The 16,710-nt window shown below is 62.3% G+C and carries 16 protein-coding genes and 1 tRNA gene; 7 read left to right on the plus strand and 10 right to left on the minus strand.

What is annotated here, in order from left to right:
• Positions 1 to 216: 216 nt before the first annotated feature.
• The 6 genes from ugpB (at position 217) to CP49_RS12110 (ending at position 5,419) form a co-directional block, all read left to right on the plus strand.
• The gene (gene ugpB / locus CP49_RS12085) at positions 217 to 1,530 is read left to right on the plus strand and encodes a sn-glycerol-3-phosphate ABC transporter substrate-binding protein UgpB (protein ID WP_057850481.1); all 1,314 of its coding nucleotides are present in this window, start codon (positions 217 to 219) and stop codon (positions 1,528 to 1,530) included.
• Positions 1,531 to 1,613: 83 nt separating this feature from the next.
• Entirely contained in the window at positions 1,614 to 2,495 is an 882-nt protein-coding gene (gene ugpA, locus CP49_RS12090; RefSeq protein WP_057850482.1) for a sn-glycerol-3-phosphate ABC transporter permease UgpA, read from the plus strand.
• Positions 2,495 to 3,343, plus strand: coding sequence for a sn-glycerol-3-phosphate ABC transporter permease UgpE (gene ugpE / locus CP49_RS12095; RefSeq protein WP_057850483.1), 849 nt, complete (start codon positions 2,495 to 2,497; stop codon positions 3,341 to 3,343). The genes ugpA and ugpE overlap by 1 nt, the downstream gene beginning before the upstream one ends.
• Position 3,344: 1 nt before the next feature.
• A complete protein-coding gene (locus CP49_RS12100) occupies positions 3,345 to 4,436 on the plus strand; it encodes a sn-glycerol-3-phosphate import ATP-binding protein UgpC (protein WP_057850484.1) in 1,092 nt (363 codons plus the stop codon).
• Between the two features lie 240 nt (positions 4,437 to 4,676).
• Positions 4,677 to 5,102, plus strand: a complete 426-nt coding sequence (locus tag CP49_RS12105) for an Hsp20 family protein (protein ID WP_057850485.1) — start codon at positions 4,677 to 4,679, stop codon at positions 5,100 to 5,102.
• A 50-nt stretch (positions 5,103 to 5,152) separates the two neighbouring features.
• On the plus strand, positions 5,153 to 5,419 hold the full coding sequence (locus CP49_RS12110; protein WP_057850486.1) for a BQ00720 family protein: 267 nt from the start codon (positions 5,153 to 5,155) through the stop codon (positions 5,417 to 5,419).
• A gap of 149 nt (positions 5,420 to 5,568) precedes the next feature.
• Here the strand turns inward: CP49_RS12110 and CP49_RS12115 are convergent, their stop codons facing one another.
• The 10 genes from CP49_RS12115 to CP49_RS12160 all read right to left on the minus strand — a co-directional run bounded on the left by CP49_RS12115 (position 5,569) and on the right by CP49_RS12160 (position 15,404).
• Entirely contained in the window at positions 5,569 to 7,257 is a 1,689-nt protein-coding gene (locus CP49_RS12115) for a methyl-accepting chemotaxis protein (protein ID WP_057850487.1), read from the minus strand.
• Positions 7,258 to 7,374: 117 nt separating this feature from the next.
• On the minus strand, positions 7,375 to 7,836 hold the full coding sequence (gene ptsN / locus CP49_RS12120; protein WP_028347914.1) for a PTS IIA-like nitrogen regulatory protein PtsN: 462 nt from the start codon (positions 7,834 to 7,836) through the stop codon (positions 7,375 to 7,377).
• A gap of 230 nt (positions 7,837 to 8,066) precedes the next feature.
• The gene (gene hpf / locus CP49_RS12125; protein WP_057850488.1) at positions 8,067 to 8,654 is read right to left on the minus strand and encodes a ribosome hibernation-promoting factor, HPF/YfiA family; all 588 of its coding nucleotides are present in this window, start codon (positions 8,652 to 8,654) and stop codon (positions 8,067 to 8,069) included.
• 130 nt (positions 8,655 to 8,784) lie between these two features.
• Positions 8,785 to 10,434, minus strand: a complete 1,650-nt coding sequence (rpoN, locus tag CP49_RS12130) for an RNA polymerase factor sigma-54 (RefSeq protein WP_057850489.1) — start codon at positions 10,432 to 10,434, stop codon at positions 8,785 to 8,787.
• A 204-nt stretch (positions 10,435 to 10,638) separates the two neighbouring features.
• A complete protein-coding gene (lptB, locus tag CP49_RS12135) occupies positions 10,639 to 11,655 on the minus strand; it encodes an LPS export ABC transporter ATP-binding protein (RefSeq protein ID WP_057850490.1) in 1,017 nt (338 codons plus the stop codon).
• A 195-nt stretch (positions 11,656 to 11,850) separates the two neighbouring features.
• A complete protein-coding gene (locus CP49_RS12140) occupies positions 11,851 to 12,528 on the minus strand; it encodes an LptA/OstA family protein (protein WP_057850495.1) in 678 nt (225 codons plus the stop codon).
• Positions 12,529 to 12,533: 5 nt separating this feature from the next.
• Positions 12,534 to 13,265 (minus strand): LPS export ABC transporter periplasmic protein LptC, encoded by a 732-nt coding sequence (lptC, locus tag CP49_RS12145; RefSeq protein WP_057850491.1) that lies wholly within the window; start codon positions 13,263 to 13,265, stop codon positions 12,534 to 12,536.
• Positions 13,266 to 13,418: 153 nt separating this feature from the next.
• Complete coding sequence (locus tag CP49_RS12150) at positions 13,419 to 14,033, minus strand: ribonuclease D (RefSeq protein ID WP_057850492.1); 615 nt, start codon at positions 14,031 to 14,033, stop codon at positions 13,419 to 13,421.
• 473 nt (positions 14,034 to 14,506) lie between these two features.
• Positions 14,507 to 15,298, minus strand: coding sequence for a tetratricopeptide repeat protein (locus CP49_RS12155; protein ID WP_057850493.1), 792 nt, complete (start codon positions 15,296 to 15,298; stop codon positions 14,507 to 14,509).
• 19 nt (positions 15,299 to 15,317) lie between these two features.
• Positions 15,318 to 15,404, minus strand: a tRNA-Leu gene (locus CP49_RS12160).
• Between the two features lie 148 nt (positions 15,405 to 15,552).
• Between CP49_RS12160 and CP49_RS12165 the strand changes: the two genes are divergently transcribed.
• A complete protein-coding gene (locus CP49_RS12165; protein WP_057850494.1) occupies positions 15,553 to 16,533 on the plus strand; it encodes a complex I NDUFA9 subunit family protein in 981 nt (326 codons plus the stop codon).
• Positions 16,534 to 16,710 lie beyond the last annotated feature (177 nt).

Here is a 16,710-nt window from a genome sequence, read left to right on the forward strand (position 1 = left end):
ACCTCGCTCCGCTCGAAGCTCTCGCCAATCTCCCGGGACCAAACACGTTCGCAGGGGCGACGGCGCTGATTGAGCTCGTCGGCCTTCGCCTATTTTCCGGCTTCCCTCCACGCCCGCTTTCCCAATACCATCCTTTCGCTTATACGGTCATTTGCACGTCATCCGTCGCTGTTATCGCGCGAAACGAAGGTGACGACCCCAACCCGGAGGAATTCCATGGCATTTCGACAATTCGGCGCAGCGGCGGCAGTGACTGTTGCGCTGGCGCTTGCAACGCCTGCCCACGCTGTGACCGAAATCCAGTGGTGGCACGCCATGACCGGCGGCAACAACGACATCGTCAACAAGCTTGCCGAGGAGTTCAACGCCAGCCAGGCCGACTACAAGGTCGTGCCGTCCTACAAGGGCAGCTATCCCGACACCATGAATGCCGGCATCGCTGCGTTCCGGGCCGGCAATGCGCCGCACATCATGCAGGTGTTCGAAGTCGGCACCGCCACCATGATGAGCGCCACCGGCGCCATCAAGCCGGTCTACCAGCTCATGAAGGATGCGGGCGAGCCGTTCGACCCCAAGGCGTATCTGCCGACCATCACCGGCTATTACTCGACCTCGAAGGGCGACATGCTGTCGTTCCCCTTCAACTCGTCCTCCATGGTGATGTGGATCAACAAGGATGAATTGAAGAAGGCCGGCATCACCGAAATCCCGAAGACGTGGCCGGAGGTGTTCGACGCCGCCAAGAAGCTGAAGGCGGCGGGGCATGCGACCTGCGGCTTCTCCAACGCCTGGGCAAGCTGGGCGCATATCGAGCAGTTCTCGGCCTGGCACAACGTGCCGATCGGCACCAAGGCCAACGGCCTCGACGGTTTCGATGCCGAGCTGAAGTTCAACTCGCCGCTGCACGTGAAGCACCTGCAGAATCTGATCGATCTGCAGAAGGACAAGACCTACGACTATGGTGGGCGCACCAGCACCAACGAGGCCCGCTTCGGCTCCGGCGAATGCGCGATCTTCCTGACCTCGTCGGGCTATTACGCCACCGCCAAGGGCACGGCCAAGTTCGACTTCACCTCGGCGCCGATGCCATATTACCCTGACGTCGCCGGTGCCCCGCAGAACTCGATCATCGGCGGCGCGTCGCTCTGGGTGATGGGCGGCAAGAAGCCCGAAGAATACAAGGGCGTCGCAAAGTTCTTCACCTTCCTGTCGGATACCAACCGCCAGGCCAAGCTGCACCAGGAGTCCGGCTATCTGCCGATCACCAAGGCGGCTTACGAGAAATCGATCAAGGACGGCTTCTACGAGAAGAACCCGACCCTGCAGACTCCCTTGAAGGAGCTCACCAACAAGGAGCCGACCGAGAACTCGCGCGGCCTTCGCTTCGGCAACATGGTGCAGATGCGCGACCTCTGGTCTGAGGAGATCGAGGCCGCGCTCGCCGGCAAGAAGTCGGCGAAGGAAGCCCTCGATTCGGCCGTCTCTCGCGGCAATGCCATGTTGCGCGCCTTCGAGAAGACTGCAAAGTAGGCGAAGCCGATCCAGGCTACCGGCGCTCCCTCCCGAAATGCGGGAGGGAGCGCTTGCATCACCGGTAAGACCGCGAAGCCTGAATGGAAAAGTCCACCGTCTTCAACAACCGCCTGCTGCCCTATATGCTGCTGTTGCCGCAGCTCGTCATCACGGTTGTCTTCTTCTATTGGCCGGCAAGCCAGGCGATCTGGCAGTCCTTCCTGCGCGAAGATGCGTTCGGCCTCGTCTCCGAATTTGTCGGTCTGGAAAATTATCAGGCGCTGTTCGCCCAGCCTGAATATTACGCGTCGATGCTGACGACGATAATTTTCTCCTCGCTGGTTGCGGCGCTGTCGCTCTCAATCGCGCTGTTGTTCGCGACCCAGGCCGACAAGAGCCTGAAGGCCGCGCCTGCTTACAAGACGCTGATGATCTGGCCCTATGCGGTGGCGCCCGCCGTCGCCGGCGTGCTCTGGTTCTTCATGTTTCAGCCCTCGCTCGGCATGCTGGCGCGCCCGCTGCGCGGCATGGGTCTCGACTGGAATCCGCTGCTGAACGGCAACCACGCCATGATGCTGGTGGTGATGGCGTCCGTATGGAAGCAGATCTCCTACAATTTCCTGTTCTTTCTCGCCGGCCTGCAATCGATCCCGAAGAGCGTGATCGAGGCCAGCGCCATCGACGGCGCCGGACCGATGCGCCGCTTCTGGACCATTATCTTTCCGCTGCTGTCGCCGACTACGTTCTTCCTGCTGGTGGTCAACGTCGTCTACGTCTTCTTCGATACGTTTGGCATCATCGACGCCGTTACCGGCGGGGGACCTGCCGGCGCCACCACCACCATGGTCTACAAGGTCTACGCCGACGGCCGTCTCGGCGGCGACCTCGGCGGATCGGCCGCGCAGTCGGTGGTGCTGATGATCATCGTAATCGCGCTGACCGCGATCCAGTTCCGCTATGTCGAACGCAAGGTGCAGTACTGATGGTCGAGCACCGCCCGCTCACCGACTTCATCGCCTACGCGATCCTGACGCTTGGCGTGTTCATTGTCGCTTTCCCTGTTTATCTCGCGCTGATCGCCTCGACCCACGACGCGGCGACCGTGGTCGGCGGCCACATGCCGGCAACGCCCGGGACGCAGACGCTGGAGAATTATTATCGCGCCATCTTCGTCGGCGGCGCGCGCACCAGCCGCGAGCCGGTGGCCAACATGCTGATCAATTCCTTCGTCTCGGCGATCGGCATTGCGGTGGGCAAGATCTTCATCTCGATCCTGTCGGCCTATGCGGTGGTCTATTTCCGCTTTCCCTTCCGCAAGACAGCGTTCTGGATCATCTTCATCACGCTGATGCTGCCGGTCGAAGTGCGCATCTACCCGACCTACAAGGTGGTCGCGGACTTGCGCCTGCTCGACACCTATGCCGGCCTTATCCTGCCGCTGATTGCATCAGCCACCGGTACCCTGCTGTTCCGCCAGTTCTTCATGACCGTGCCCGATGAACTGCTGGAAGCCTCGCGCATCGACGGCGCGGGCCCCTTCCGCTTCTTCTGGGATACGCTCTTGCCGCTATCGGTCACGACCATGGCGGCCCTGTTCGTGATCCAGTTCATCTATGGCTGGAATCAATATCTCTGGCCGCTTTTGATTACTACGCAGGATTCGATGCAGACCATCGTGATCGGCATCAAGAAGATGCTGGTAGCGACAGACGAGCTCGCCGAATGGCAGCTCGCGATGGCGACCACGGTCCTCGCCATGTTGCCGCCGGTCGCGGTCGTTATTTTCATGCAGCGGCTGTTCGTGCGCGGCCTGGTCCAGACGGAAAAGTGAAATGGCCAACGTAACCCTCCGCAACGTCCGCAAGACCTATGTGGGCGGCTTCGAAGCGATCAAGGGCATCGATTTCGATGTCGGCGACGGCCAGTTCTGCGTGCTGGTCGGGCCTTCAGGCTGCGGCAAGTCCACGCTGTTGCGCATGGTCGCGGGGCTCGAGACCATCACCGGCGGCGAGATCGATATCGGTGGGCGCGTCGTCAACCAGATCGAGCCGGCTGACCGCGATATCGCGATGGTGTTCCAGAACTACGCGCTCTATCCGCACATGAGCGTCTACAACAACATGGCCTACGGCCTGCGCAACCGCCGCATGGCGGAAGCCGAGATCAAGACGCGCGTCGAGGAAGCGGCGCGCATTCTCGAACTCGGCGCGATGCTCGACCGCAAGCCGCGGCAATTGTCCGGCGGCCAGCGCCAGCGCGTGGCGATGGGACGCGCCATCGTGCGGCAGCCAAAAGTGTTCCTGTTCGACGAACCGCTGTCGAACCTCGACGCCAAGCTGCGCATCGCCATGCGGGTCGAGATCCGCAAACTGCAGCGCCGCCTGTCCACGACCTCGATCTACGTCACCCACGACCAGCTCGAGGCGATGACGCTGGCCGATATTCTCGTGGTCATGAACGGCGGCCAGGTCGAGCAGATCGGCAATCCACTCGATATCTACCAGAAGCCGGCGACCACCTTCGTCGCCTCCTTCATCGGCGCGCCGCCGATGAATTTGATGCCGCTGCGCTCCGACGAGATCAAATCGCAACTGGCCGGCGATGCCCGCGCCAACGAAGCCGGCATTCTCGGTATTCGTCCTGAGGATTTCGTCATCACGAACGAAACGGTTTCCGGCGGCGTGGCGCTCGGCCTGACCGTCGAGGCGATCGAGCGCGTCGGCGCCGAAACCTTCCTCTACGGCACGCGCCAGCACGAGGTGCAGGGCGTCGCCGCCACCCCCGGCGAGCTGCCACCCGGCGAGATCATCGTGCGGATTCCCGGCGCGGTCGGCCCGGCGATCGGCGAGCGAATCAGGGCCGTTGCCGCCAGTGATAAGCTGCATCTATTTGCCGCCGACGGCCGCAAGCGGGTGGGTTGCTAATTCGTCATTCCGGGGCGCGAAGCGAACCCGGAATCTCGAGATTCCGGGTTCAGTCGCTGACGCGCCTGCCCCGGAATGACAGGAGAAAACCCCGCCGCGGCCGATTTATGCAGCTTTCAGAGGTGCTTGAACCCACCCCAAATCACCCCCATATTCCCTCGTGACCGGTCGGCAAGTCGGCCGGCCGGTTGAATGGGGCGCCGCAAGGGCCCCTCAAAGTCGCTTCGAGAGGACTTTGTAATGTCTCGTGTTCCTTCGTTATCCAGTCCGTTCCTGCTTGGGTTCGACGAAATCGAGCGTGCGCTCGATCGCGTCGTCAAAGGCGCCGACGGTTATCCTCCCTACAACATCGAGCGGTGTGACCGTGCCAACGGCCAACCCGAACGGTTACGCATCACGCTCGCGGTTGCGGGATTTACCCGCGACCAACTCGATGTGACCATTGAGGAAAACCAACTCGTGATCCGGGGCCGCCAGCAGGACGACAAGGCCCGGCAATACATCCATCGCGGCATCGCCGCGCGCCACTTCCAGCGCACGTTCGTACTGGCGGAGGGGATGCTGGTGCTGGGCGCGGATCTGAAAAACGGGCTGTTGTCGATCGACCTTGCCAGGCCGGAACCTGAAAGGGTCGTTAAGACAATCGCTATCAATGAGCACGAATAATGGAACAAGGAGCGGACTCGACCGCTTAGTCTTGCAGAGGAGTCGAGACCATGAGTGACGTGAGTGTGACCTTCGAACCCGAAAAGGTTTCCGTTGAGGCGCTGGCCCATCTTGGTGAAGGCCATATCGCCTACGTGAAGCAAGTCCGTTCCGAGGACGTGCCGGGACTGTTTCCGCAGGCGCCGAAGATCGCGCCCGGACTGAAACTGTTCGCGCTGCATGCCGCCGACGGCACCCCGATCATGCTGACCGATAGCCGCGAAGCGGCGATCGCCAACGCATGGAGCAACGAGCTTCAGGCCGTCAGCGTGCACTGACGGCAGCACTTGCTGCTGTCACTGACCAAGCTTCGCTGGCGTCGCTAATCTGATGCCGGGCGAATGTGAGAAGAGGGTTTCGGATACGCGGGCATCGCCCGCGTATCTTCGTTCAAGGCAAATTTCGATCAGCTCAAATTTCGATCAGCTCACGCCGCGCGCACGGTCGAGAGGAATTTCTCCACCTCACCTTTGAGATGATTGCTCTGCCCCAATAGGGAGCGGGCCAGCCCGTGCACATGCGTCGATGCCGCGCCGGTATCGGTCGCGCCGCGGTTGACGTCGGTGATGCTGCCGGCGACCTGCGTGGCTCCTTGCGCCGCCTGCTGCACGTTGCGGGAGATTTCCTGCGTCGTGGCACCCTGCTCTTCAACGGCGGCCGCGATCGCCTGCGAGATTTCTGCAATGCGACCGATCGTGCCGCCGATTTCCTGGATCGCCGACACCGACTGATTGGTGGCCGACTGCATCTGGCCGATCTGCTCGCTGATTTCCTCGGTCGCTTTCGCAGTCTGCGCGGCAAGCGCCTTGACCTCGGATGCGACGACCGCAAATCCCCGTCCCGCCTCGCCGGCGCGCGCCGCCTCGATCGTGGCGTTCAGCGCTAGGAGGTTGGTCTGCTCGGCGACCGCGCTGATCATTTTGACCACTTCGCCGATCCGGCTGGCGGATTGGGCGAGGTCGGCAATCCGCGCATTGGTCTGCTCGACCTGGCTCACCGCCTCGCGCGATATCTTGTGCGAATCCTGCACCTGGCGGCTGATCTCCGACACCGATGAGGCCATCTCTTCCGCGGCCGCCGCGGCGGATTGCGCGTTGGCTGAGGATTGCTCTGATGCGGAGGCAACCGTTGCCGAGAGCATCTGGGTCACTTCGGCGGTCTTGGTCAGTTGTCCGGCCGATGATTCGAGCTCGGACGAGGCGGTCGATACGGTCTGGATGATCATTCCGATCGCGGAATCGAAGCCGTCGGCCATCTGCTGCATCGCTGCCTTGCGATCGCCTTCCGCCTTCAGCTTCAGACTTGCCTGCTCATGTTCCATCGATTGAACGCGGAGCGCGTTGTCCTTGAAGACCTGAACCGCGCGCGCCATGGCGCCTACTTCATCGCCGCGGCTGAGCGCCGGGACCGAGACATTGAGATCGCCGCCGGCCAGACCCTTCATCACCTCGGTCATTTGCGCGATGGGACGAATGACACCGAATGCCACGCCGAAAATGCCTGCGCCGATGACGAGAAACACCGCGGCCGAAACGCCCCATAGCAACAACGTGAAGGTGCTGACGCGCCCTGTCGCTGCGACTTCCGTCGCCGCGTTTTTGTCGTTGGTTTGCTTGACGATGTCGTCGATGATGGCGCGGTGTGCGGTATAACGTGCGGTGATTTCGGCGTAGGATTTCGCGGCCGCGGCGCTGTCGCCCTTGGCGAGCGCGGGCAACAGACCTTGCTGGATCGCGGTCCAGAAGCGGCGCACCTCGTTGTCGGATTTATCCACCAGCTTGGTCTTGAGCACCGGATCGAGATCGGATTTGACCCAGAAATCGTGCCGCTCGTCATATTCCTTCTTGAGCTGCGCGATCCTGTCGCGATGCGCCGAAAGCTGCGCCGGATCGTGCAACACGAGGGTGGCCTCGAGATAGGCTTCGATGACGTATTCGGGCGGCGGCAGGATGTCGGCGATGAGGTCGTTGCCGAGCTTGATCTGGTTGTAGAGCGGACCACCGACCTTAAGCTGAGACAGCCCATAAACGCTGGTGGCAATCACGGCCCCGAGACCTAATGCGGTGACCAATCCGAAAATTAATATCGCGCGTGAAATAGACAGCCGTAGCGTCATGGCAATGTTCTCCGGGCAATGGAAAAATCCCAGCCAGCCAAATAACCGCCATTTAGCTTAAAATTGCGTTTAACCGGTTTACCACCGGGCGGGGAATCGCGGCTCCAACCCGTGGAACTAGGCCGCGCTCGCCGGCGGCAACGCCAGAACCGAATAGATCGCCTGGGCGTCGCGGGAGGCACGGAGTTTCTTGGCGACGTCCTGGTCGCGCAACAGCCGGGCGATTCGGGCCAATGCCTTCAGATGATCGGCGCCGGCGCCCTCCGGGGCCAGAAGCAGGAAGATCAGGTCGACCGGTTGGCCATCCATCGCCTCGAAATCGATCGGGCGTTCGAGCCGGGCGAACAGCCCGAACAGCTTTTCCAGTTTCGGCAGCTTACCGTGGGGAATGGCGACACCGTAGCCGACGGCCGTGGTGCCCAATTTCTCCCGCTGCAACAACACCTCGAACACCGAGCGTTCGTTCTGGCCGGTCAGCGCAGAGGCGCGCGCGGCCAGCTCCTGCAGCGCCTGCTTCTTGCTGATGACCTTCAAAGCGGGGAGAATCGCCTCGGGTGCGACCAGATCGGTAATCGTCATGGGGCGTTCCGAGGTGAATTAAACCGTCAGGTTGCGAGATAGGTTGTAGAACCGGGGCGTCAAGAAGATGAGACGGGGGGCGGGCTTAAGCCCAAGTCCGATTTGCTGGGCTTCTACTCCAACGTTTGCCCGGTGCCAACTCCCGAGAGCAGGTTCCTGCACTGCCATCGTTAAGGGCGGCGGACCATAGGGAGGGCGGCCGCGGGCGTCAATGCGGTTAGCCATATATGTCAGGGGGTAACCGCCGGGGGGTCGACCCAGCCCACATTGCCGTCGGTCCGGCGGTAAATGATGTTCACCCGGCCGCTGGAGCCATGTTGGAACACGATGCACGCGGCCCCGGTCAGATCCAGCTCCATGACCGCCTCGCTGACCGAAAGCCGTTTCAGCGACGTGGTCGCTTCCGCGATGATCACGGGGCTATAGGTGGTGACCTCCTCGTCGCCTTCCGCCGGCGCTTCGATCACGTAGCTCGGCGCGTCGATATGCGCCAGCGCCGCATTGGCGGCATAGGTCTTGCGGGCTGAGCGGTCCTTCAGCCGGCTTTTGTAGCGGCGCAGGCGCTTCTCGATCATCAGCAGCGCCTGATCGGCGCTGGCATAGGCATCGGTGGCGTTGGAATCGGCCTCCAGCGTAATTCCGGAATCCAGGTGCAGCGCGCAGTCGGTGCGGAAGCCGAAACCATCCTTGCTCAGCGTGATGTGGCCGGAATAATTGCCGTCGAAATATTTTTTTAAGACCTCATCGGTGCGCTCGCTGACGCGCGAACGAAGCGCCTCGCCGACATTGATGCTTTTCCCGGAGATTCGAAGGGTCATTTGATGCCTCACTTGATGCCTCGACTACTCTGGTCTTGCCGGAGCACGGTCCATTGGGAGAACCGGTGTCGTTTCCCGGGGCCGCGCTCTGTCGGGGACCTGACACTATCGCGATTTGACGCGAACGCAATCAGACCGGAGCCGTATCGCGGGACCGGTCGGAGGACGTGGCGGGGGCTGAAAGGGCGTTACCGAGCATACTCTGTTTGTCGCGGCGGCGCTGGACCGAGGAAGGAATACGCATCGCTTCGCGGTATTTCGCGACCGTGCGGCGGGCAATATCAATGCCTGATGCACGCAATCGTTCCACGATCGTATCGTCGGAGAGAATCGCGCTTGGGGCTTCCGCATCGATCAATTGCTTGATGTGGTGACGGACCGCCTCCGCCGAATGCGCCTCACCGCCGTCGGCCGATGCAATCGAGGCGGTAAAGAAATATTTCAGCTCGAAGCTGCCGCGATTGGTTGCCATATATTTGTTGGCGGTGACGCGCGACACCGTCGATTCGTGCATCTGGATCGCATCCGCCACCGCCTTCAGATTCAGCGGCCGCAAATGCGCGACGCCATGGGTGAAGAAACCGTCCTGCTGGCGGACGATTTCGGTGGCGACCTTCAGGATGGTGCGGGCGCGCTGGTCGAGCGCGCGGACCAGCCAGGTGGCGTTCTGCAAACAATCGCTGAAATAGGATTTGTCGCCGTCCTTGCGGATCGTCTTCGACAGCTCGGTGTAATAGACCTGATTGACCAACACGCGCGGCAAGGTGTCGCTGTTGAGTTCGACATGCCAGCCGCCATCCGGTCCCGGCCGTACATAGACGTCAGGCACCATGGTCTGGGTGCGCGCCGATCCGAATTTGAGGCCGGGCTTCGGATCGAGCCGCCGGATTTCGCCGATCATGTCGGTGATGTCTTCGTCGTCGACGCCGCACAATTTGCGCAAAGACGCGATGTCGCGCTTGGCCAGCAGATCGAGATTTTCGACCAACGCCTGCATGGCGGGGTCGTAGCGGTTGAGTTCTCGGAGCTGGATCGCAAGGCACTCGCTCAAATTCCGCGCGCAGACGCCGGGCGGATCGAACTTCTGCAGCACCGCGAGCACGGCGTCGACATCCGCCGGCGAGGCGCCCAGGCGCTCGGCGGCCTGTCCCAGATCCGGCGGCAGGTAGCCGGCATCGTCGACGAGATCGATCAGATACTGACCGATCATGCGCTGCGCCGGCGCGCTGAACGCGACCGCGAGCTGTTCGGCGAGGTGGCCGCCCAGCGTCACCTCGGCGGCGACGAAGGCTTCCAGATTGTAGTCGTCGTCGTTGGAGGCGCCGCCGCCCCATTCGGTGTAGGCGGTCGGTGCCGCGTCCTGCGCGGCGCGCGCGGCGGCTTCCGCTGGCTCTTCGGAAAATACGTTGTCGAGCGGGGTGTCGAGGGTCTGCTCGATCTCGGTACGGCTGCCGAGTTCGCGGTTCAGCCACTCCTCCTGGCCTGGCTCGAAGGCCTCACCGCCCGGACCGGTGGTCATATCGGAGGCATCGCTGCCGCCATCCTCGCCATAACTGGCGGAATCGGAGAACTCGGCGCCCGGGGCGGCTGGCTCGCCCGCGACCGGAGGTTCGGGGCCGTCGCTGGCGCGCTCCAGCAGCGGATTGCGCTCCAGTTCCTCCTCGACGAAAGCCGACAGGTCGAGATTCGACAATTGCAGCAGCTTGATCGCCTGCATCAATTGCGGCGTCATCACCAGCGACTGCGACTGGCGGAACTCTAGTCTCTGCGTCAGCGCCATGAGGCCAAGAACCGATCCACTGAAAGTTGGTCCGATTCTTGCTTATATTAGTCCAAAGCCCTTGTATACGCCTTGACGAACGCGAAAATTGGGTTATGGGGCGACCGGCATAAGCGGAAACCGGTTTTGCGTCCGGGCGCGCCGAAAATTCTTGAACGAACGCAAGACCTTATTGCCAACCGTGACTCTTGGGTGCCTCGCGCGCTAAAGCCGGAATTCCTCGCCAAGGTAAAGGCGGCGCACATCCGGATCGTTGACGATTTCCTCTGGACTGCCCTCGGTCAATATCTGCCCGGCATAGACGATATAGGCGCGGTCGGTCAGGCCGAGCGTTTCGCGCACATTGTGGTCGGTAATCAGGACGCCGATGCCGCGGTTGGTGAGGTGGCGGACCAGGTCCTGAATGTCCCCGACCGCGATCGGGTCGATGCCGGCAAAGGGTTCGTCGAGCAGCATATAGTTCGGACGCGTCGCCAGCGCGCGCGCGATTTCGACGCGGCGGCGCTCGCCGCCTGAGAGCGCGATCGAGGGCGACTTGCGCAGCCGCGTGATGTTGAACTCGTCGAGCAGCGAGTTGAGTTCGGCCTCCCGCTTCTTGCGGCTGGGCTCGACGACCTCGAGCACGGCACGAATATTCTGTTCCACGGTGAGGCCGCGAAAGATCGAGGCTTCCTGCGGCAGGTAGCCGATGCCGAGCCGCGCGCGCTGATACATCGGCAGCTTGGTGACGTCGTGGCCGTCGAGTTCGATGGCGCCGCGATCCGCCTTGATCAGGCCGGTGATCATGTAGAACACCGTAGTCTTGCCGGCGCCGTTCGGGCCGAGCAGGCCGACCGCCTCGCCGCGGCGGACATAGATGCTGACGCCGCGCACCACTTGCCGTGTGCCAAAACTCTTTTCCACGCTGTGCACGGCGAGGAAGCCGGACCGCTTGATCAACCGCGGCGCTTCGCCGCCATTGGCCTTGGCGTTGGGCTTGGGACGAGGCGCCTGCGCGCGGGGACGCGGTTCGCGCGGCGGTTCGACGTCGGGCGAAGGCTGCGGCAATTCCAGGCCGGGCAGTGAGGCGGAGCGCGCCATCGGCGGCGCATCGCGCACCGGGCTCTTCAGCATGTCGCCGAAGGAATCGCCGAGCGCGGTGATGTCCTCGCGCGAACGCGCAAAGCCCACAGGGCCGCGTTTCGCGGGGCGTCGACGGAACATGCCGAATAAATCCACCATCGCGCTTCGCTTAAGCCTTTCACGGTGATTCCGCGACGCGCCCGCCGGCGAATCGCTTCACCCGCGAACCATGAATGAGTGGATGTCCCCTGCCCAGCGAAACACCCCGCCGTGCGCCCTGCCCAGTAGATACAGGCTCGCGCTGTCAGCTTCAACCGTACGGGCTCCAATTAATCTTTAAGGCACTGATCTGTCTTATTTTTTACCGGGGATTAGCGACGGTATCTGTACCGGAGCCGGCTTCGACCCGCCCGATCCCGACCCGCAATTCTCTCCCTGTATAAACATGCCCTGCACCTTGCCGCTGTCGGATTCGACCCGCGACACGCCCGTTGTCATGTCGACTTTGAGGCGGTCGCCCTTGAGCACGTTCTTGCACTGGGTGAGCACGACCCCGCCCACCATGGTGATGAGGTTGGCGCGGGTGTCGAAGATCGCGGTCTCCCCCGTCACCACCTGATCCTTCTGCGTGACCACGACGGAGCCCTTGGCTTCCAGCCGGCGGATCGACGAACTGCCGCCGGGCCCGGGGGTTGCGGACTGCATCTGCGCGGATTTCGACCCCTTCGGCGCGGCGGGCGCAGGCGTCGCCGGCGCCGGGCCGGAATCGTAGAACACCACCAGCGATTTCGAGGTCATGGTGGTGTCGCCCTGCACGACCTTCACATTCCCAGAGAAGGTCGCCTCCTTTTTCTTGTCCCGCATTTCGAGCGAGGCCGCCTCGATCTGAATCGGCTGGTCGCGGTTTTGCGAAAAGCCCTGCATCGCATTGGGCACGCCCGACATGGCGCCTTGCGCGAAGGCATCACCGGACACGACCAGCGCGAGCGCAAGCGCGGCTGCCGCAAAACTGCGCGAGAAAAACTGCATCATAAATTTCATTTCGTGTTGGCGGACTTGCCGGTGACGGACCGCGTCTTCGGCGGTGGCGGCGACTCCGGCTCAGGCTCAGGTGCCGGAGGGCTTTCCATGGTCAGGTTCATCACGACGTTGCCTTCGAAACGCACCACCTCGCCGCTGTTGATGATCCTGAGGCTGTCGGCGGTGAGCGTCCCGTTCAGCAATTTGACGTCGACATGCTCGTCCGACGTCACCGTTCCCTTGTTGATGTCGACATAGGCCTGCGAGAGCCTGGCCTCATAACCGGTGGAGGATTGCAGGAAGATATCCTTGCGCAGGTCCAGCATCTGCTGCTTGCTGTCAAAAAATCCCGTGCGCGCATCCATCGTGACCGTGCTCTTGTCCTCCATCATGACCTTGGCCCGCAACGTCCGGAGCTCGACGTGATCGGGCTCGGCCAGATCCTGGATCGCGGCCTTGGCCCACAATTCGTAAGGACGCTGGTCGGTCGAGAAGCCGGCGAGATGCGGCGTCTCCATCGTGATCTTGGTGCCTGACACCACGAGATTGCTCATGTCGACGGGCAGCTTCGCCAGCCCCGTGATGCGGAACGGGTTGAAGACCGAGATCGCCACGACACCGGCCATGGCCAGCAGCACGGCCGCCGGGACCGCGACCCGCAGCACCCGCACCATCCGGCTGTGACGGGCGGCCGCGGCGAAGCGGACCTCCAGTCCCCGGTCGTAGGCTGGGTTCTGTATCGAGTTCACCGCGGCTCCAAGGGGCGCTAGGACGCCAGGAAAGAAGACGCCAGGAAAGCGTCATTCTACCCGCAATCGCGGGATTATGCAGCCCGGACACTCGCGATGAGTGTGACCGAAACGGGGCGGAAGCGGTAGCCGGACCGCTTCAAATAGCCTCGGTCACGAATGCGCGAAGATGTCCTCGGCCTCCCAGCCGCCGAGATCGAGCTTTGCCCGGGTCGGCAGGAAGTCGAAACACGCCTGCGCCAGCGCCGTGCGGCCCTCGCGCGCCAGCATGGTATCGAGCCGCTCGCGCAAGGCATGCAGATGCAGCACGTCGGAGGCAGCATAGGCGAGCTGGGCCTCGCTGAGGCTCACTGATCCCCAGTCGCTCGACTGCTGCTGCTTCGACAGATCGATGTTGAGCACCTCGCGCACCAGATCCTTCAGGCCATGCCGGTCGGTATAGGTGCGGGTCAGCCGTGAGGCGATCTTGGTGCAGTAGACCGGCTGCGGCATGACGCCGAAAGTGTTGTAGAGGGCGGCGAGATCGAACCGCGCAAAGTGAAAGATCTTGGTGATGTTCGGATTGGCCAGCAGCGCCTTCAGGTTTGGTGCGTCGGTTTGCCCCTTGGGAATCTGAATGACGTCGGCGCTGCCGTCGCCGTTCGACATCTGCACCACGCAGAGCCGATCGCGATGCGGATTGAGCCCCATGGTCTCGGTATCGATTGCCACGGAATCCTTGTAGCGGGACAGATCGGGCAGATCGCCGCGATGCAGGCGGATAGTCATGAAGGAAAGCCTCGTGTCTCAGGTCGATTCGACGGAAACACTAGCGCCCGCAGCCGCGGGAGGCGAGCGGCTGAGCATGGCTTATAGGACGGGAAATGGCGGCTTCATGGCGATTTATTCGCTTTTCCAGCGCTCGGCTGCCTTTGCGTGCCGTCGAGCGTACCGTGATGCCTCTTCGGATGATTTAGGCGGCTGGAGCCCTGGGCTGTTGGCCCAACGGTCGAGATTCTCGATGACGTCCGCATGGCTTGGCCGCCGTGGAGGCGGCAGCTCCCGCTCTTCAGACAGCTTGCGCGGTAGCTTGAGGTTCTCGGTCATAGGCGTGCTCCGAGCATAAATTATGCGCCCGGACAGACCATAAATCAACCATTAACGTATTGTTTTTACTGTAGTATTTAGCTAATTTGGCGTCGGAATCTCTTCAGATGGAACCGGCGCCAAAGACGGAATCCCGCGGCGTGGCGTGACCCGCTTCAATGGCGGTCTTTACCGTTCTTGAGGATCTTGTCTCGTTGGGCGATGGCGAGACCAATCTGCCGTTCCGCCGATTCGAATTCGCGCTGTTGGAGGAAAATCACGCCCAGGAGATAGGCGGCGTCGAAGTGGTTCGGGTCTGCCTTCAGGATTGCGCGATATGCGTTCTCAGCCTCAGCCATTTGTCCGCGTTGATGCAAGGCCGCTGCCGAGGTGATGTTGGCCGGCGGCGTGCGCTGTTGCGCGGCCTTGAGCTCTTTTAGCAGCCGTGCGGCATCGGCGTGGCTCGGGTCGACCTCCAGAATCTGTCGGCAGGCCTGCGCGGCATCGTAAGACTTGCCGTCCTGCCTCAGACCCCGCGCACGGCCGAAAACCACGGGTAAGCTCAGCGGCTCCAGTTTCCCGCGAAGATTCTGCCGATCATGCGTGGTCACGCGCAGGCATTCGACCCGGCGCTCCAGCCCGCCAAAATCATATTTGTAGGAGAAATTCCCGGCCTGGAGATCGTACAAGGCAGCCCGTGCGTTTCTGCGAGCACTCGTGCTCATCGCATAGAGGAACGCATCCCAATCGGCGGGCAAGTTCACATAGACATAAATGTCGTGATCGATGCCGTCGCCGTCATCGGGACGCTGGACCTTTTCGGTGACGAAATCGGGCGATGCAAACTCATCTAGAAAGGAAGCAAGGAGCGCTACGTTCGTTTTTTTACGACAAGCACGCGCATTGGCAACGAGATGGCTTGGGAGCCAAGCCTGTTCCGCTGCGCCGCAGCGGCTTCCGCATCTCACATGGTTTGGGCAAGGGCAATGGTGCCCAGGAAAGGACTCGAACCTTCACGGCCGTGAAGCCACTGGCACCTGAAGCCAGCGCGTCTACCAATTCCGCCACCTGGGCCCGGGCGGGTTAGTAAGGAACGGTCGCACGCTTGTCAAATTGGCTTCGATGCCGGACAAATACGCTGTACAGCGAGGCGGGGTTGGCGTACGCGAAACCGCTAAATCCGACCGATATCTCTCGAATTTGACGGCAGGACTTGACCCCGATGACATCGACCCCGGCATCGAACCTGGACACCCTCGTCACGATTTTCGGCGGATCCGGCTTTCTGGGGCGAAACGTGGTTCGGACGCTCTGCAAGCGCGATTACCGTATCCGCGTGGCGGTACGGCGGCCCGAACTGGCCGTCCATTTGCAGCCGGCCGGGAAGGTCGGCCAGATCCATGCCGTGCAGGCCAATGTTCGCCATCCGGCCTCGGTCGAGGCCGCCATGCGCGGTTCGCAGGTCGTCATTAACCTGGTCGGCATCCTGGCCGAGGGCGGCGCGCAGACCTTCGACGCTGTCCAGACCAGGGGCGCCGAAACCATAGCCAAGGCCGCCAGCGCCATCGGCGCGCGGATGGTGCATGTCTCCGCGATCGGCGCCGATGAGAATTCCCCATCGCTCTATTCCCGCGCCAAGGCCGCCGGCGAGCAAGCGGTGCTGGCCGCTGCCCCCTCGGCCACGATCTTGCGGCCGTCGCTAATGTTCGGGCCCGAGGATCAATTCACCAACCGTTTTGCCGCGCTGGCGCGGATATCGCCCTTCCTGCCGCTGATCGGCGGCGGCGTGACGCGGGTGCAGCCGGCCTATGTCGGTGACGTCGCCACCGCGGTCGCCGAGGCCGTCGACGGCAAGACGAAGCCGGGCGCAACTTACGAACTCGGCGGGCCGGAAGTGCTGACCATGCGCGAGATCATGGAAATCATTCTCGCGATCACCGAGCGCAAGCGCATGCTGGTTTCGCTGCCGTTCGGTCTGGCGCGGCTGCAGGCGATGTTCCTGCAATTTGCACCAGGACCGTTGAAGCTGACGCCGGATCAGGTGGCGATGCTGCAGTCGGATAATGTGGTATCGGACGCCGCCAAAGCCGCGGGGCTGACCCTGGAAGGGCTCGGCATCACACCCGGGGCGATGCAGGCGATCGCCCCGCAATATCTCTGGCGCTTCCGCGCCGCCGGGCAGTTTCAGCGCAAGAGCGCGTAGCAATCGTCATCCTCATGGTGAGGAGGCGCGTAGGCGCCGTCACCGGACGATGCTTCGCATCGCCGGAAGAACCATGTGGCCCGGCTCGTGCCATTCATCCTTCGAGACGGCGCTCTCGCGCCTCCTCAGAGCCTGACCGAAAAAGAAAGTTGAGTGATTTCAGCCCGTTGTGATTCC

The sequence above is a fragment of the Bradyrhizobium valentinum genome (assembly GCF_001440405.1).
GTDB classification, from domain to species: Bacteria; Pseudomonadota; Alphaproteobacteria; order Rhizobiales; family Xanthobacteraceae; genus Bradyrhizobium; species Bradyrhizobium valentinum.

Excerpts from the sequence above, each read along its gene's own strand:
- ugpB (WP_057850481.1), top strand. The coding sequence starts at position 217 with ATGGCATTTCGACAATTCGGCGCAGCGGCGGCAGTGACTGTTGCGCTG.
- ugpA (WP_057850482.1), top strand. The coding sequence starts at position 1,614 with ATGGAAAAGTCCACCGTCTTCAACAACCGCCTGCTGCCCTATATGCTG.
- ugpE (WP_057850483.1), top strand. The coding sequence starts at position 2,495 with ATGGTCGAGCACCGCCCGCTCACCGACTTCATCGCCTACGCGATCCTG.
- CP49_RS12100 (WP_057850484.1), top strand. The coding sequence starts at position 3,345 with ATGGCCAACGTAACCCTCCGCAACGTCCGCAAGACCTATGTGGGCGGC.
- CP49_RS12105 (WP_057850485.1), top strand. The coding sequence starts at position 4,677 with ATGTCTCGTGTTCCTTCGTTATCCAGTCCGTTCCTGCTTGGGTTCGAC.
- CP49_RS12110 (WP_057850486.1), top strand. The coding sequence starts at position 5,153 with ATGAGTGACGTGAGTGTGACCTTCGAACCCGAAAAGGTTTCCGTTGAG.
- CP49_RS12115 (WP_057850487.1), bottom strand. The coding sequence starts at position 7,257 with ATGACGCTACGGCTGTCTATTTCACGCGCGATATTAATTTTCGGATTG.
- ptsN (WP_028347914.1), bottom strand. The coding sequence starts at position 7,836 with ATGACGATTACCGATCTGGTCGCACCCGAGGCGATTCTCCCCGCTTTG.
- hpf (WP_057850488.1), bottom strand. The coding sequence starts at position 8,654 with ATGACCCTTCGAATCTCCGGGAAAAGCATCAATGTCGGCGAGGCGCTT.
- rpoN (WP_057850489.1), bottom strand. The coding sequence starts at position 10,434 with ATGGCGCTGACGCAGAGACTAGAGTTCCGCCAGTCGCAGTCGCTGGTG.
- lptB (WP_057850490.1), bottom strand. The coding sequence starts at position 11,655 with ATGGTGGATTTATTCGGCATGTTCCGTCGACGCCCCGCGAAACGCGGC.
- CP49_RS12140 (WP_057850495.1), bottom strand. The coding sequence starts at position 12,528 with ATGATGCAGTTTTTCTCGCGCAGTTTTGCGGCAGCCGCGCTTGCGCTC.
- CP49_RS12150 (WP_057850492.1), bottom strand. The coding sequence starts at position 14,033 with ATGACTATCCGCCTGCATCGCGGCGATCTGCCCGATCTGTCCCGCTAC.
- CP49_RS12165 (WP_057850494.1), top strand. The coding sequence starts at position 15,553 with ATGACATCGACCCCGGCATCGAACCTGGACACCCTCGTCACGATTTTC.